The 16,196-nt window shown below is 43.5% G+C and carries 10 protein-coding genes and 1 pseudogene; 8 read left to right on the forward strand and 3 right to left on the reverse strand.

The features are described 5' to 3' along the window. Positions 1 to 1,064 precede the first annotated feature (1,064 nt). From WJR50_RS33115 to WJR50_RS33145, 7 genes are read left to right on the forward strand one after another with little or no spacing between them, the layout of a single operon-like run. Positions 1,065 to 4,283, forward strand: a complete 3,219-nt coding sequence (locus WJR50_RS33115; protein ID WP_341297613.1) for a SusC/RagA family TonB-linked outer membrane protein — start codon at positions 1,065 to 1,067, stop codon at positions 4,281 to 4,283. A gap of 17 nt (positions 4,284 to 4,300) precedes the next feature. Next, the gene (locus WJR50_RS33120) at positions 4,301 to 5,764 is read left to right on the forward strand and encodes a SusD/RagB family nutrient-binding outer membrane lipoprotein (RefSeq protein ID WP_341297614.1); all 1,464 of its coding nucleotides are present in this window, start codon (positions 4,301 to 4,303) and stop codon (positions 5,762 to 5,764) included. A gap of 33 nt (positions 5,765 to 5,797) precedes the next feature. Beyond that, complete coding sequence (locus WJR50_RS33125; protein WP_341297615.1) at positions 5,798 to 7,333, forward strand: amidase; 1,536 nt, start codon at positions 5,798 to 5,800, stop codon at positions 7,331 to 7,333. A gap of 11 nt (positions 7,334 to 7,344) precedes the next feature. Beyond that, complete coding sequence (locus WJR50_RS33130; protein WP_341297616.1) at positions 7,345 to 8,862, forward strand: amidase; 1,518 nt, start codon at positions 7,345 to 7,347, stop codon at positions 8,860 to 8,862. Positions 8,863 to 8,877: 15 nt separating this feature from the next. Further along, positions 8,878 to 10,425, forward strand: coding sequence for an amidase (locus WJR50_RS33135; RefSeq protein WP_341297617.1), 1,548 nt, complete (start codon positions 8,878 to 8,880; stop codon positions 10,423 to 10,425). Positions 10,426 to 10,438: 13 nt separating this feature from the next. After that, entirely contained in the window at positions 10,439 to 11,569 is a 1,131-nt protein-coding gene (locus WJR50_RS33140; RefSeq protein WP_341297618.1) for an acetamidase/formamidase family protein, read from the forward strand. A gap of 3 nt (positions 11,570 to 11,572) precedes the next feature. Continuing rightward, positions 11,573 to 13,294, forward strand: coding sequence for an asparaginase domain-containing protein (locus tag WJR50_RS33145; RefSeq protein WP_341297619.1), 1,722 nt, complete (start codon positions 11,573 to 11,575; stop codon positions 13,292 to 13,294). A 265-nt stretch (positions 13,295 to 13,559) separates the two neighbouring features. Here WJR50_RS33145 and WJR50_RS33150 read toward each other — a convergent pair whose 3' ends face one another. The 3 genes and pseudogenes from WJR50_RS33150 to WJR50_RS33160 all read right to left on the reverse strand — a co-directional run bounded on the left by WJR50_RS33150 (position 13,560) and on the right by WJR50_RS33160 (position 15,327). Beyond that, positions 13,560 to 14,369: a DinB/UmuC family translesion DNA polymerase gene (locus tag WJR50_RS33150; protein WP_341297622.1), complete on the reverse strand. Its 810-nt coding sequence runs from the start codon at positions 14,367 to 14,369 to the stop codon at positions 13,560 to 13,562. Positions 14,370 to 14,420: 51 nt separating this feature from the next. After that, a pseudogene (locus WJR50_RS33155) lies at positions 14,421 to 14,885 on the reverse strand (Y-family DNA polymerase); the annotation flags it as partial. 4 nt (positions 14,886 to 14,889) lie between these two features. Further along, positions 14,890 to 15,327 carry a LexA family protein gene (locus tag WJR50_RS33160; protein WP_341297620.1) on the reverse strand — a complete coding sequence of 146 codons (438 nt, stop codon included), beginning with the start codon at positions 15,325 to 15,327 and terminating at the stop codon, positions 14,890 to 14,892. A 483-nt stretch (positions 15,328 to 15,810) separates the two neighbouring features. Between WJR50_RS33160 and WJR50_RS33165 the strand changes: the two genes are divergently transcribed. Then, positions 15,811 to 16,134, forward strand: a complete 324-nt coding sequence (locus WJR50_RS33165) for a JAB domain-containing protein (RefSeq protein WP_341297621.1) — start codon at positions 15,811 to 15,813, stop codon at positions 16,132 to 16,134. The last annotated feature ends 62 nt before the right edge of the window (positions 16,135 to 16,196 follow it).

Consider the following 16,196-nt stretch of genomic DNA (forward strand, 5'->3'; position numbering starts at 1 on the left):
TTCAACAAAGGAGTGTATATTCTTTCAGTTATAGCAGGCTTACTCTTTCTACTTTCTGTAGTACTGATTTGGTTAGCTAGAAAGAGTATCAAAAAAGAGCTAAACAATGCCGATCAGCATCTTGAAAAAGTCTGAATTGTAACATGCTAAAGTAAGACGACACGAAACAAGATTAGTGATAGTTAACCTGAATTCTAACACTGAAAAATAGTTGAATAAGCTTGGAAGCCTGTATTCAATGATTTTCAGGACTACCGAAAATGGATAAAGCTTTTTGCAATAATTTATTTCATAGGCTTTAAATTATATTGGAGTTTTTCATTTCCATGTCCCTTCTTTTATTGCCACTCATGGTTTATGAATATACCCGCATATTTATTTTCGTTTTACTTTAATCTTAACTTAAAAGGTTTTCTATCGTCAGGAGCATTAGTAAAAGTTCTCCTTTGGACTCCTAAGGTAAAATGCAGTAGGAGAGTATGAGGCAAACGTGTAATATCGCAAGAACATGTCATAAACATATTTTTTCCATTTAAATGAGGTTTTGTAGCTGAATTTAAGTTTGCGGGATTTCTTCATTCTAGATGTGCTATAAATGCCTTCCTTTCTTGTTAAAAAATGTATCAGAAGAAATATTAAACCACTTGGTATATCTTATACTTAAGATTATTTACTTAATAATTTTCCATTTTATATATTTCAAAATAATACCTTTTCAGATTAAAATTATGAAAATGAATATTTAATCAGATTTTTATTTTAAAAATAATAAAAAAATAGAATAATAATTTGATATGTAAAAATAGACTTTCTACCTTTGAACTGTTGCAGCTGCTCCTTTCAGTGAACAAGGTATCTTTTACTTAAGTGTTTAACCTCTAAATCCTACAATAGTAAAAGCTTACCTATTACAATTAAAAATAACTTGTGAAATGCTAGAATGAAAAGAAAAGCGAAGATGCGGCAACATCTTCGCTCGTTAAAATTCCCCTTTCGTGTCGGTTAAGATTTCATGTATTACATGAAGAAAGGGACTATTGTTTTATGTAAAAACGTATAAAATTATGAAAAAAATATACAAAAATGCAAGTGAAAAGCTCCTTGTTTTATCCCTGCTACTAACTTTTACGTTGCCACAAACTATATATGGGCAATCAGAGAGTCAAAGTGTTAGTGGAGTTGTAACGGATGATAGTGATGCTCCTATTCCTGGAGTAAACGTTTTGGTAAAAGACTCAGATAAAGGAACAATCACTGATGTGGAGGGTAAGTTTTCTCTTACCGTGGAAAAGCAAAACCCTGTACTAATATTCTCATTCATTGGTTACCAGACAAAAGAGATAGAAGTTGGTAGTCAGTCTGAAATTAATGTTTCCCTGATATCAGATACCAAAGAGTTATCTGAAGTGATCGTAACTGCCTTAGGTGTAGAAAGAGAGGAACGTTCTCTGGGGTATGCAGTGCAAGAGGTTAATACCGAAGGTATTGATCAGGCGAAAGAAACCAATATTGTAAATAGTCTGACGGGAAAAATTGCCGGAGTTCAAATTTCAAATTCTTCAGGTAATATTGGAGGTTCTTCACGTATCCTGATAAGGGGTATAAATTCCATTTCCGGAAATAACCAGCCTCTATTTGTAGTAGACGGAACACCAATAGACAATTCCAATTACAATACAGGAGAGCAGTCAGTGGGAGATGGAGGTCGTGACTATGGGAATGCAGCACAGGATATTAATCCGGATGACATTGCTTCCATATCCGTACTAAAAGGTCCAAGTGCTGCTGCCCTTTACGGAAACAGAGCTGCTAACGGAGTGATTCTAATTACTACCAAGAGTGGTAAGCTTAATGAAGGCATAGGCGTTAGTATTAATTCTACCACTTCATTTAGCAATGCCTTCATTTTGCCAGAAATGCAAAATGAATATGGGGGTGGTTTCAAGCTTACTTTTGACGAATATACAAATGCGGCCGGAGAAACTTTTAAGATAGTCAATACCAATGCCAACAATACATGGGGACCTAGATTTGAAGGACAGATGGTGAGGCACTGGGATAGTATGTATCCGGGAGAACCTAATTATGAGGAAGTACGTCCCTGGGTAGCTTCTCCTAATAATATCAGAGACTTCCTTCAGACAGGCAGAACATTATCCAATAATATTTCTCTATCAGGGGGTAATGACAACTCTACCTTCCGATTGTCTTACACTAATCTGGATCAGACGGGAATATTTCCTAATAGCAGCTTAAGGAGAAATACAGTGGCTATCAGTGCGGGGACACAACTTACTGATAAATTCAAGGTGAGTACAAAAGTAAACTATATCAATAATAATGCAGTCGGACGTCCAGCAACAGGAGATTGGTCGTCAGAAGAACCTGTAAATGTACTTACCTATTGGTATGCCTGGACCCAGCGACAGTTAGACCCGGATCGCTTAAGAAATTACAAATCTGAACGCTATCGCCATATGACCTGGAACGTAAGGGGACCTGAATCCTATAACGAGCAGAGTTATAACAACAATCCGTACTTTACTTTATACGAAAACTATAATAATGATACGCGCGACAGAGTATATGGTAATCTTTCACTGGAATATCAACTTACCGATGCAATAAGTATTAAAGGTGTAGCACGTACGGACTTTTACACAGAAAGAAGAGAAGATCGTGCTGCATTAGGAGGGTATTTGCAAAATGCATATCAAGAGGATGTAATTCAGTTCCGTGAGGACAATTATGAATTTCTGGCTCAATATCAGAAAAATTATGCTAGTGACATGTCTTTGTATGTGAACCTGGGAGCCAATACCAGGAGAAATAAGTTTAACCGGAACTGGGCTAAAACGCAAAATGGGTTAAGCGTACCAAACTTCTATAACCTAAGTGCTTCTATAGACCGTTTGCTTACAGAGGATGTTACAACTGAAAGGGTTGTAAATAGTATATATGGTAGTGCATCATTTGGATATCGTGGACTGGTTTATCTAGATGGATCATTAAGAAATGACTGGTCTTCTACACTTCCGGTAGATAATAATTCATTTTTATATCCTGCTATCTCTACCAGCCTAGTGTTTTCGGAACTTATGCCAAATTCTGGTGTGCTGTCCTTCGGTAAATTCAGGGCTAGCTGGGCACAGGTAGGAAATGATACTGATCCATACAGACTCGGGTTAACTTATAATTCGCTAACTCCATATGAGAGCCTACCTGTATATACTGTTCCAGATATTCTGAATAATAGTAACCTCAAACCCGAAATCACCACCAGTTATGAGTTTGGTCTTGACATGCGGTTTTTTAATGGAATTTTTGGCTTTGATGCTACTTACTATCATAATGTAACGCGTAATCAGATTATTCCACTTTCAGTATCTAACAGTACTGGTTTTGACGCAGTGATTGTAAATGCCGGGCAGGTAGAAAATCAAGGAATAGAGTTGATGCTCACCGCAACCCCGATTTCTACTTCCGGTGGTTTTCAGTGGGATATGAATTTTAACTGGGCCAAGAATAATAACAAAGTGCTGGCATTGGCAGCTGGTCAGGACAACCTTGAAGTTGGAATGAGGGACGGTGTTTCCATCAATGCCAGGGTCGGAGAAGCGTATGGTGCCATCATTGGCGTTGGAGTACAGAAGAACGAAGATGGCATCCCGATAGTAGATGGTACAGGGTATTATCAACTGGAACCGGGTAAGGTATTGGGTAACATTCAGCCAGACTTTACCGGAGGCTTTATGAATACCTTCAGCTACAAAGGCCTGCGAATCAGTGCACTTTTAGATTTCCAGAAAGGGGGAGATGTCTGGTCTGAAACCGTATCCAATGGAATTGCCAATGGGCAGTTTATTGAATCGGTAGGGCTCAACGACCGGGGGGTACGCAAAAGAGATCCGGTGCAGGATGGAGGAGGAATTAGAGCGGTAGCGGTTACGGAAAGTGGCATGGAAAACCAGGTGTATCTAGAAGCTCAAAACTACCTGAAACAGTATTATTCAATTGATGAATTTACGGTATATGATCTTAGTTACATCAAGCTAAGGGAGGTGGTGATTACCTATACCTTACCTTCAAAGTGGCTTGAAAACTCACTCTTTCAGTCAGCTTCTTTCGGGTTGGTGGGTAGAAACCTCGCGATATTACACAAAAATATACCTCATTTAGACCCAGCTGAACTGGCCTACGGATCCGATAATGCCCAAGGATTGGAAGGAGCGGCGCTACCTGCTCCACGAAATTTAGGTTTCAACATCAGAATGAAATTCTAAGAATAACTTTCTATCCCATGAAAAATATTAGAAAAACACTAATACTATTTTTGGCGCTAGTAGTAGGTGGTTGTTATGATTTTGAAGAAATCAATATCAACCCCAATGAACCCACGTCAGTGCCTACATCACAGTTGCTTACAAGTGCGCAAAGAAATCTAGTCAAGGAAGTTTTTGGAAACAATAGCAACTTCGGAGAAAGCTCATATGCCAATATCTACATGCAGTATCTGGCAAACCTAAGGGGGGGCTTTGATGGCATCTATCTGGATGTACAAAGTGACTTTGCAGACTTTTACCAGGAAGGACTGATAGATTTACAGGAAATCATCCGACTAAATAATGATCCTGAATTAGCAGTATCGGTAAGTGAATCCGGCAGTAATAATAATCAGATTGCAGTAGCCAGAATTCTGAGAGCCTGGGCTTTCAGTAACATTACCGATATATGGGGTGATATACCTTATTTTGAAGCTTTGGCAGGCCTTGACCAGGTACTACCAACCTATGATCCTCAGGAGCTGATTTATGAAGATTTGATCAAAGAGCTAAGTGAAGCTTCAACCCAGATAGAACTGGAAGGAACACCAGTGGAAGGAGATATCATTTTTGGAGGAGATATGGAGAACTGGCAACTACTTGCCAATGCCCTGAAAATGAGACTTGGCTTAAGGCTTTCTAAGGTTGATCCTGCCATGGCCCAGGAGGTAGTTCAGGAAGCTTATCAGGCAGGTTTACCCTCAGACAACAGTCAGAATGCACTTTACCGTTTTTCAGCATCTGCCGGGAATAACAACCCTATGTACTATCGCTTTTTTATTTCTGTCCCTAATCTGGGGGTGTCCAATACCATGGTGGATAAATTGATAGAATTGAATGACCCCCGCCTGGCTTATTACGCAGATGTGGCTGCTTTGGGAGATAATGCCGGAGAATACATCGGTATGCCCTATGGAATTGATCGTTCCAAAGGGAGTGGCATCAGAGATGAAGCTGTCTCCTGGCCTGACGCAGAAAAAGTACTGGGTGCAGCCAGTCCTTTTACTATCCTTTCATATGCAGAGGTGAGTTTTATGAAAGCCGAAGCTGCTTCCCGAGGATGGATAGATGGAGATGCTGAAACCTATTACAAAACAGGAATACGGGCTTCGCTGGAGTATTGGGGCGTTCCGGAAGAGCAGATCAATACTTTCATGGAAGAGCCATCCATTGCATTTAACGCCAGCGAGCCATTGGCATCCATAGGAGAGCAAAAATGGATCTCATTTTACATGCAAGGCATACAGGCATGGTCGGAATGGAGAAGACTGGGATATCCTGAATTAGCTCCGGCTCCAGATGCCATGTCTGGAAGATCTATTCCCAGGCGCAAGGGCTATCCACCTTCTGAGCTTACGCTGAATAAAGCTAATTACGATGCTGCTATCAGTCGTCAGGGCCCTGATAATATGGCAACCAGAGTATGGTGGGATGTAGAGTAATATATTCACTATCTAACCTATAATTAATTTAATATGAAAATTCCAACCACAAACAGGAGACGCTTCCTGAAAACCACTGCTTTGAGTGGAGCGGCCATTGGTATGAGTGGTATGCTCCCTCTGAAAGTAACCCCTCGGCGGAAATCAACTTTTTATGATAAGGTAAAACTTCCTGCAGACCCACTTTTTACCTCTGCGAAGCAGCTTGCTGCAATGGTACAGTCCGGAGAGGTATCATCAACAGAACTGGTCAATATGTTTTACCAGCGTATAGATGAAGTGAATCCACAAATCAATGCGGTGGTGATGATGTGTCGCGAAAGAGCAATGATGGAAGCTGAACAGGCCGACAAGATGAGGGCAGCAGGAAAATCAATGGGGCCTCTGCATGGGGTGCCTATGACCATCAAAGATTCGCTAGATACTGAAGGTGTAGTGTCTACTGGAGGGACGATGGGTAGGAAAAATTATATACCAGCAAAAGATGCTACTGTGGTAGCGCGTTTGCGCGATGCAGGCGCCATCTTATTAGGCAAAACCAACACCCCGGAATTTACTTTATCCGGCACTACAGCCAACCTGATCTATGGTATGACCAGCAATCCTTATAAGGAAGGCTATACGCCGGGAGGAAGTAGTGGGGGAGCGGGGGCAATCATTGCTGCCGGTGGTTCACCCATGGATATCGGGTCAGACTTTGGTGGAAGTATAAGGGGGCCAGCTCATTTTTGCGGGATTTCCGGTCTAAAACCCACTATGGGTCGTGTGCCCAGAACAGGCCATATCGTAGATTACGGAGGACTGTTTGATGCCTACCAGGTACTGGGACCACTGGCACGCTGGGTAGAGGACTTAGATTATTTGTTGCCCATCATATCAGGACCTGATCAAATTGATGCCGCCATACATCCGGTACCTCTGGAAAGCATGGACTCCGTGGATCTTGGCGCATTGAAGTATGCCTGGTTCATAGATCATGGCAGCAGCGAGAGCTGTACCGATGAGACGGTAGAAGCCGTGCAGAGTGTAGTGGCTATGCTCAGAGACGCCAACTTCAACATCAAGGAAGACGCTCCCGTCAGCCAGATCAAAAAAGCTGAGAAAATACGCTCTGAGATGTTTAAAGCCGATGGAAGAGCCTGGGTAAGAAGACTTGTGGAAAGAGAAGGAACTCAAACCACTCATCCTTTGCTGCGCCTTGGAAATGAGGAAGATATTGTTCCGGCAGAAGAGTTTACTGCCATGGTAGAACAACTGGATGCCTCCCGTAGTGAGATGTTGCAATGGCTGAAAAGTTATGACATCATCATCTGTCCGGTAGATACAAGTCCTGCTGAACCCAACCCTGAAACTTTTGACAGAAAACCGGGAGATCCTGACAGTTATGGTTACAAGGGGATCTTCAATCTCACCGGTTGGCCGGGAGCAGTAGTAAGAGCAGGTACCAGTCCTGAGGGTTTACCCATAGGGGTGCAGATCGTCGGAAGGCCCTGGCAGGAACATCAGGTACTAGCTGTAGCCAGTTTTATTGAAGCACAGACCGGCGGCTGGGATATGCCAGCCATTTAACTTTATTAGCGATGGATAATCTAACTTATACAAAAAAGTTAAATCGCCAGGAATTTTTCAGAAGAAAAAAGGAGATTCATTCTCCTTTTCTCGAAAAAAAAGCAGATGATGAATTGGTGTTTAAATCAGTGGCTGAGCTGGCAGAAATGATCAGAAACCGCAAGCTCTCTTCCCTGGAACTGGTAGACGCTTACATTGACAGGATTGAAAAGGTAAACTACCGCCTGAATGCGGTGGTGATGGATTGTTTTGAAAGGGCCAGAGAGGAGGCCCGGCAGGCTGATAATCAAGGAAAAAGAGCCAAGAAAGGTCCTCTGCACGGCGTGCCTATGACCATCAAAGATTCTCTGGATACCAAAGGGGTGATCAGTACCGGAGGGACGCTGGGGTATCTTAATCGGGTGCCGGAAGCCGATGCTACAGTCGTGGCAAGGTTAAGAGAAGCAGGGGCTATCCTATTAGGAAAAACCAATACCCCTGAGTTTACACTGATAGGTGGTGTTGAGGGAGTCAACACCACCAACAACATCATCTATGGATTGAGCCGTAATCCCTACGACCTGTCAAAGAGTACATCAGGTAGCAGTGGGGGAGCCGGAGCCATCGTTGCATCTGGAGGTTCTGCTTTTGATGTGGGTACTGATTGGGGAGGAAGTGTACGAGGTCCTTCTCATGCCAATGGCATTGCAGGCCTTAAACCTACTTCGGTACGCTTACCCCGTACCGGACATATCGTGGATTACGGTGGAATCTTTGATTCCTGGCAGCAACCAGGGCCTATGGCTCGCTACGTAAAAGACCTTGATCTGCTCACTCCCATCATGGCAGGGCCTGATTTCAAAGATGCGGTGGTAATTCCTATGCCCTGGCCGGACTATCGTAAGGTTGACCTAAAAGGGCTGAAAGTAGCGTTCTTTACCGACAATACGGTTGCTGATACAGATGAAGATGTAAAGCAAACCGTGAAACAGGCTGCGCTGTGGATGGAGGAAGCAGGGGCGCAAGTAACGGAAGATTTACCCAGAGAATTGCTGGTAGAACTTGGTACCATCCGCCGTGATTTGATTGTGGGTGATGGATGGTCATGGCTGCTCAGGACGGTGAAAGACAAGGGCAGTAAAGCTTATGGAAATTCTTTAGAAAGTAGACTAGCTCACGGCGGCAGTCCCATCAGTACTGCCGAATATACCCGCTTGCTGGAACTACAGGATAAGAACCGCTCGGCGATGTTGCAATGGTTTTCGGACTATGATCTGCTCATCTGTCCGGTAGCAGCAAAGGCAGCCAGTGAAATTAATGCCGGAGAAAAAGAAGGTGCTTATTATATGGACAATCCCGGAGAAAGCTATACCAAACCCTTTAATACCTGTGGATGGCCTTCAGCGGTAGTCAGATGTGGTACTAGCGAAGACAATATGCCCATAGGAGTACAGTGTGTGGCCCAACCCTGGAGAGAAGATGTTTCTTTGGCCGCTGCCGCCTATCTGGAAAGCCGTTCCGGTGGCTGGCAAAAGCCCGATTTATCATGATTAAATGCTAACCTAATGAACACATTTACAGCAAAAAAAATACAGCGCAGCAGAAGGGATTTCTTAAAAGTTGTACGTTCCAAAAAAGTCAACACATCCAATAGAAATTTCTATGCTGCTAAAAGTAGTAAAGACGCAGAAGACGAACTCATCTTTATGTCGGCTACCAAACTGGCCGAAATGATCAAAGCCAGGAAGGTTTCTTCAGTGGAACTGGTACAGGCCTACATTGACAGAATTGAGGATGTCAACTACCACCTCAACGCGGTGGTGATGCAGTGTTTTGACCGTGCTTTGGAAGAAGCCCGTACAGCGGATAAAGCCCTTAAGAAAGGCGGTTCACTGGGTGCGTTACATGGCGTCCCCATGACGCTCAAAGATTCTTTTGAAGCAGAAGGGGTTGTGAGCACAGGAGGGACATTAGGTAAAATTAATACAGTAGGAAAAAAGGATGCCACGGTGCTGGGGCGCTCCCGGGCTCAGGGGGCCATTTTGCTGGGAAAAACCAATACACCTGAATTTACTCTTGCTGGGGGTGGTATGAGAGGGGTACAAACTACCGGTAATATTATTTATGGAGTAAGTAAGAATCCTTATGACCTTACCCGTGGAACTTCAGGTAGCAGTGGTGGTGCCGGATCAATATTGGCTGCCGGAGGTGCGGCATTTGATATTGGAACGGATTGGGGAGGAAGTGTGCGGCTTCCTTCCAATACCAATGGAATTGCCGGGATTAAGCCTACTTCTGTGAGATTACCACGAACCGGACATATTGTGGATTATGGGGGGATCTTTGACTTATGGCAGCAGCCAGGTCCCATGGCCAGAAGGGTAGAAGACTTAAAGCTGCTTACCCCCATCTTAAGTGGACCAGATTTTATAGATGCTGCTGTCGTTCCTGCCCCATGGTTAGACCCGGATGAAGTTGATGTTAGTACGCTCAAAGTAGCTTTTTATCCTAGCAATAAAGTGGCTGACACTGCACAGGAGACGCAGGATACTGTCAGACAAACGGCCAAGTGGATGGAAGAAGCCGGTGCGGAAGTGACAGAAGACTTACCCGAAGCCCTGCTACAGGAACTTGCAGAGATTAGGAGAGAACTGGTTGGAGGAGATGGATGGACATTTTTGCAACGCGCTGCCGATAAGTTTGGTAGCAAAACTGTAAGCGAGACCATTCAGAATCGTCTGGATAATGCTGAAACCATCACTACAGACCGTTATACCCAACTTCTGGAAATGCAGGATGCTAACCGCTCCAAAATGCTGGAATGGTTTCAGCAATACGATGTTATTTTATGTCCTACTACCTCTTCACCAGCTGAACCTATAGACCAGGGCTTGGAAGAGATCAGCTGGACAAAGCGTAAACCCGGCGCTAGTTATTGCGGACCTTATAATACTACTGGCTGGCCATCCACAGTAGTACGTTGTGGTGGAACAGAAACCGGTCTTCCCATCGGTATTCAGTGTGTGGCACATCCCTGGCGAGAAGATGTTTCCCTGGCAGTGGCCGAATATTTGGAAAGCCGTTCCGGTGGATGGCAGAAACCTCCCTTATAAAAAGAAACAAAATATGACAAATATCCATTCAAGACGAAAATTTTTCAAGCAGGCGGGTTTGGGAGGGCTTTTGACCCTTACCCAGCCTGAACTCAATTTATCTCCCGGCAAATTAGAAAATCCTTTTGTCCCCAAGCCACCAGATCATGTGATACGATCTGTACCGGAAAACATGGTCTGGGGGTACTATGGAGCGGATGTGCCGGCAGTAGCCGAAGTCAGTGATGGTGATGTGGTGGAAATTCATTCCATCAGCACATCTGGGATTCCCAGAGAAGACCCATTAAGTTTTTTTGAAGCTAATAAAATTCCATCCAATCAGCATACAGAAGAGGTGCTGGCCATCATAGAGCATGTGAAACCTGAACCTTCGGGAATCAGAGGACATATGCTTACCGGCCCCATTTATATCAGAGGTGCTGAACCAGGAGATTCACTGGAGATCAGGATTCATGATATCAAACTCAGATCTGATTTTGGTGTCAACCACACCAGGCCTGGGGGAGGTGCGATACCCGATGATGTGCAGGAAAGAGAATCTATCGTTTATCGCTATGATTTTGACAAGCAGACTGCCTCACCTTTTCCCGGGGTAGAGATTCCGCTCTCTCCCTTCATGGGTGTCATGGCACTTTCACCTGCCCCTGAAGAAGGTAGAGTCAGCTCTATCCCTCCCGGGTATTTTGGCGGTAACCTGGACTTAAGACACCTGGTAAAAGGGACAACGCTACACCTGCCGGTAAGTGTGTCGGGGGGTATGTTTACCACCGGTGATGCACATGCCGCACAGGGCAATGGAGAAGTCAGCGGTACCGCCATAGAAACCTCCATGACGCTGGTGGCAGAATTTGTTGTACACAAAGGCAAAAGTATCAAAGGTCCCTGGGCTGAGAGTGAAGCTCATTTTATGGCCATTGGCCTGGATCCGGATGTAGATGAAGCCATGCGTAATGCAGTGAGAGAAACGATAAGAATCATCCAGGAAAAAACTGGCTTAAGTTATAATCAGGCCTTATCTGTTGCCAGCATTGCCGTTGATTTTGAAGTGACCCAGGTAGTAGACCGTAATCTGGGTGTACATGGCATGATACCCAAGTCAATTTTCACAAACCATCAATTTCCTTACTGGTACAAAAGCAGCTAGCCTATGAAATCGCTTTTATTAGTTATTGTTTTTACTATTACATTTTACCGTTTACAGGCACAGGACAAACCAACTATTGCGGTTTTTTCAGGTCCTACCGCCACCATTCAGAATAGTGAGCCACTCATTACCAGTAACAAGGCAAGGCATAAATACGGATTGCCGTCGTTGCTGGATCAGGAAGGAGACACCCTGATGGATCGCCTCTTTATGCAAAGACTGGCCGCTCCGGTTACCCTTTACGTCAAAATGTTTTCCGCACACCCTCTGGAAAAAGATGCCAAAGAGCTTTATGCTTCAGCGGATGGCTATGTAGATGCTTCAGGTTCTTTTCACAAAGAGCCTACCTCAAATGACGATGTGCCTGTTTATGAAGTCACATTAACGCCAGAAGATGGTTTGTATCCTTTGCCCTATATGGGGCGGCAGAGTGATGGAAAGCCGTGGAATGCCGAATACGCCTATTCTGGAGCCCCGTTTGAGCAATCTCGCCAGACATTTTATCCCGATGGCTCCCGGATTTTTGAAGAAATAGAACGTAAAGGAGGAAGGATATATGAAAAAGCTTCCTATGATTTTTATCGCCCTGCACCCTCAGGGGGCTATACCCAAGGGTTGGACGCTGACCAAAGAACAGATGTGGGGGATGGTGACATTGCTCCTGAAGTGATTGGTGAAGACTTTTTTACTTACGGACCTTACGGCTCTTCTCCCAACAGGACCGTCCTTGCCAGGGCTACCAATGTGGTGCAGGAAGCCATGAATTCGGGCAAGTATGAGGGAGGCATCTGGCTGGAAGGAAGCCCCAGTATTGAAAATACCTCTTACTGGATGAGCCTGCTCATAGATACGGATAAACCCCTCGTCTTTAATGCTGCCCAGCGAAAAAGAAAAAGCCTGAGCGCCGATGGCGATAGAAACATCATTGATGCCATAGACTATATTACGTCCGGAGTATGGAAGAGTGAAGAAGGTAAAAATCTGGCAGGGAGCAGTCTGATACAAGCCCAGACTATCTATGCAGTCAGAGAAGTACAGAAGGCTGATGCACGCCCAGGAGGCTACGAAGTTACCGGAGGCCACGGAGGAGTGATGGGAACGCTCGGCTATGGAGCAAAAATGACCTACCTGCCTTCCAGAAAGCATACCTATTTATCGGAAGTAAATACCACAAGGATACCCGAAAAAGTAGATGGAGTATGCCTGATCAATGGAATGGTAAGCCAAACAGCGGTAAAGATCAAAAATGCGGAAGGGGCTCTTTTGCCCGAAGCCATACCGATGGTGGTGATTTATAAAAGCTCACGCTGGAGAGGGGAGAATGATGCAGAATCTGATGCCAGTACGGAAGTGGATATTCTAGCCCGTATTGAGGATAATCTCAAGCACTATCCTTTGGCAGGCATCGTGGGAGAGGGCCTGGCACCTTACGGAAGCATGACGGCTCCTATGGAAGCTGCCCTGGAAAAGGCCGTACTGCAAGGATATCCGGTCTTGAAAGCTGCCCGAGGCAACGCGGGAGGCTTTATGGATACCAATGAGCAGAATCTTTTCATTGAAGGGCAAAATATAACCGCTACCAAAGGAAGAATATTGCTGATGGCTTGCATCATGCGATTTGGAGCGCTACCTCCCGTTGAGGATGTAACAAACCCTACAGCAGCTGAATTAAGTGCTATAAAAGACAAAATTGCCTTATACCAAGAAGTCTTTAATACCCATTGAGAATTAAAGTTGATTTCTAGTGACTACTTGCACAGAGATGACATTTATAAGACTCAAAAAAGTGTATTTTATAATCTAACCTTTAACAAATTTATACTAGAAATGCCTAAGCATGAGCAGAATATATAGATTTTCCTTATTGCCTACATATAGCAAGAGGTATTTTATACAGTATTGGACACTTTTAGCTTGAGGTTGTTCTTCATACTCAGAAAGCTGTTGATTACATCCTGGGTAATAAAGAGGGAGATTAGTCTCACTTTCCTTAGCTGCAATGTGCAATGGGTATATCACTAAACCTTGTGGTATACCTTGGAGAGAGCAAACTACGATGCATTTTCCAGCTTTTAGTCTCCTGGGTACTCATGGTAACGCCCAGTTTGACAGTGCTGGCTCCATAGCGTTTGTTGAGGATGTCTACGACTTCCATGATCCTTTTGTCCTGCATATGGTCTTTCTGAGTAGAATTATCCTGCATACTGCTTTCAAAGAGGCTTAACTGGCGTGCATTTTCAGGTACCAAGCCTGAAACAATGACACCACACTTCTGATATTTGTATCCTGGTTTGAAAATCTTCTGTAGCGCAAAATAGGCATAGCGAACCAGGTCCCGGCTATCATTGCTGGCTATAGGTAAAGTCCAGGTATGGCTATTGTCATATTGGTCATCAGGGCGGAACCTATTCGTATGAATAAACACCTGCACGTAATTAGCAACACTACCCTCACCCCGCAGCTTTTCTGCGCAGGCAGAGGCATGGGTAGCCACAGCTTCTCGTAAGGCTGTTAAATCAGTTTGTAAAGTACCAAAACTCCGACTAGTACAGATATTCTTTTTTGGTTTACTCATTTGCTCAATTGGAATACAAGGCGTACCATGGAGTTCATGCCATAAGCGTAAACCTACCACTGTCATTTGCTGATTGACAAAACTTTCTTTGCATTTGTAAAGATCAAGAGCCGTGTGGATACCGTGTTTAGCAAGTTTTTTCTGGTATTGACGCCCAATCCCCCACAAGTCCCCAATGGGAGTGAGGGAAAGAAAGGTCTCTATCAACTTTGGGTGTTCAAGCATATAAATGCCTCCATGGGTCAGGGATTTCTTCGCAATGTGATTGGCAATCTTAGCCAGTGTTTTTGTTTTAGCGATACCCAAACAGGTAGGAATTCCAGTATGTTTTTTCACACGAGTTTTCACTTCTTGACCGAGTCTGAAAAGGTCACTGGATTTCATAAAGTTATTACCATAGTGGCTGCTACCACCGTAGCCAAAATCCAGAAACTGTTCATCAATAGAATAAGCTTCCACATCCGGCACGATATCTTTGACCGTAGATAAGATTCTTCCGGACATGTCCCCATAAAGGGTGTAGTTAGAGGAATAAACGTGTATTTTCTCCATCTCTGTTAAAATTTTGATCTGGAAATAGGGAACACCCATAGGGATACCCAGAGATTTGGCCTCATTGGACCGGGCTACCACTCACCCATCATTATTACTTAAAACCACTACTGGCTGATTTTCCAGTTTAGGATTGAAGACGCGCTCACAGGAAACATAAAAATTATTGGAATCTAATAAGCCTATCATATCACTACTTCAATAAATCACGTACCGCATAGCATACTACCCCCCAGATCATTGAATCTTCAATTCGTACATGAATATCCGGATAATCAGGATTTTCAGCAGCCAGGATCATAATACGGCCTAGACTTTTTTCATTGCTGAAACGCAGGCGTTTAACCGTTAAATCTCCATGAACGACAGCGATTACAATAGAGCCATCTTTAGGGTTAAGGCTACGGTCAACCACTAATAGGTCATGGTCAAATATGCCAGCACCAATCATGCTGTCACCCTGAGCCCTCACCATATAAGTAGAGCTAGGGCGAGCGATTAAAGCTTCATTTAAATCTATTCGTTCTTCCTCATAATCGCTGGCAGGAGAAGGGAAACCAGCGGATATTTTATCTGAATAAAGTGGCAGATACAATACGGTTTCAAAACTGGGACGGTAAATTTCTAGCATGGTTTAGTTTAATTTATTCTATTCTAAGGGTAAAATTACAAATCAAACTTAAATGTTTACTTAAAATAAGAACAAATACTTATATAAAGTATAAATGGTGTAAAAAACTAAATTTTTGCAAGTAATTTCAGTATCTAAAACGGAAGAAAAAATAGATTACCAATCCCCTGCCGCTCAAATGTTTCTTTTTTCAAATCATGAGTAATCTTGGAAAAGCTTAGTGTTTACCGAGGAAGCTTTGAGCAGGTCAGTAATATTTGTGCTCCTAAAAAGATAATCTTTAATGTTTGCCATGATAACTATCCGGCAGAAATCCTTTGATGATGCAAAGAAAGCTTATAGGCAATAGTTACTGAAAAAAGACTACCGCATATCCTCATGCTTCCGGTATTCAGTTTCCTTTTGTCAGTAACCGCACCATTCCTCCCAGGACTATAAGCTGTGGGGTGAGCATATCAAATGTTTCACCTTAATAGTTACATCATGACTGCTATTTCAAATCTCACTTTTTATCAGGTTTCAGAAATTACCCTTCACTATCAAAGCAAAGTTAAAGCCTCCCTGCGTCCCAAGGTCACCTCTTCAGAAGATGCCTACCTGATCCTGCGCAAGCACTGGGATGAAAACAAGCTGGAATTACTGGAGGAATTTAAAATCCTACTGCTCAACCGTGCCAACAAAGTATTGGGAATTGTTAATATCTCTTCCGGAGGCATATCCGGAACTGTTGCTGATCCTAAGCTTATCTATGCTTCAGCCTTGAAAGCAGGCTCAAGTGCTATAATTCTGGCGCATTATGTAGAGTAGATATTTATGTGAAGTAATGTAGCTAAAGTGCTCATACTGAAGAATTACTCTTTCATTAGCAT

The sequence above is a fragment of the Catalinimonas locisalis genome (genome assembly GCF_038039535.1).
Taxonomy (GTDB): Bacteria; Bacteroidota; Bacteroidia; order Cytophagales; family Cyclobacteriaceae; genus Catalinimonas.

Bases quoted from the DNA above. Each gene is read 5' to 3' on its own strand.
- WJR50_RS33145 (WP_341297619.1), top strand. From the start codon at position 11,573: ATGAAATCGCTTTTATTAGTTATTGTTTTTACTATTACATTTTACCGT.
- WJR50_RS33115 (WP_341297613.1), top strand. From the start codon at position 1,065: ATGAAAAAAATATACAAAAATGCAAGTGAAAAGCTCCTTGTTTTATCC.
- WJR50_RS33165 (WP_341297621.1), top strand. From the start codon at position 15,811: ATGACTGCTATTTCAAATCTCACTTTTTATCAGGTTTCAGAAATTACC.
- WJR50_RS33130 (WP_341297616.1), top strand. From the start codon at position 7,345: ATGGATAATCTAACTTATACAAAAAAGTTAAATCGCCAGGAATTTTTC.
- WJR50_RS33160 (WP_341297620.1), bottom strand. From the start codon at position 15,327: ATGCTAGAAATTTACCGTCCCAGTTTTGAAACCGTATTGTATCTGCCA.
- WJR50_RS33120 (WP_341297614.1), top strand. From the start codon at position 4,301: ATGAAAAATATTAGAAAAACACTAATACTATTTTTGGCGCTAGTAGTA.
- WJR50_RS33125 (WP_341297615.1), top strand. From the start codon at position 5,798: ATGAAAATTCCAACCACAAACAGGAGACGCTTCCTGAAAACCACTGCT.
- WJR50_RS33140 (WP_341297618.1), top strand. From the start codon at position 10,439: ATGACAAATATCCATTCAAGACGAAAATTTTTCAAGCAGGCGGGTTTG.
- WJR50_RS33150 (WP_341297622.1), bottom strand. From the start codon at position 14,369: ATGCTTGAACACCCAAAGTTGATAGAGACCTTTCTTTCCCTCACTCCC.
- WJR50_RS33135 (WP_341297617.1), top strand. From the start codon at position 8,878: ATGAACACATTTACAGCAAAAAAAATACAGCGCAGCAGAAGGGATTTC.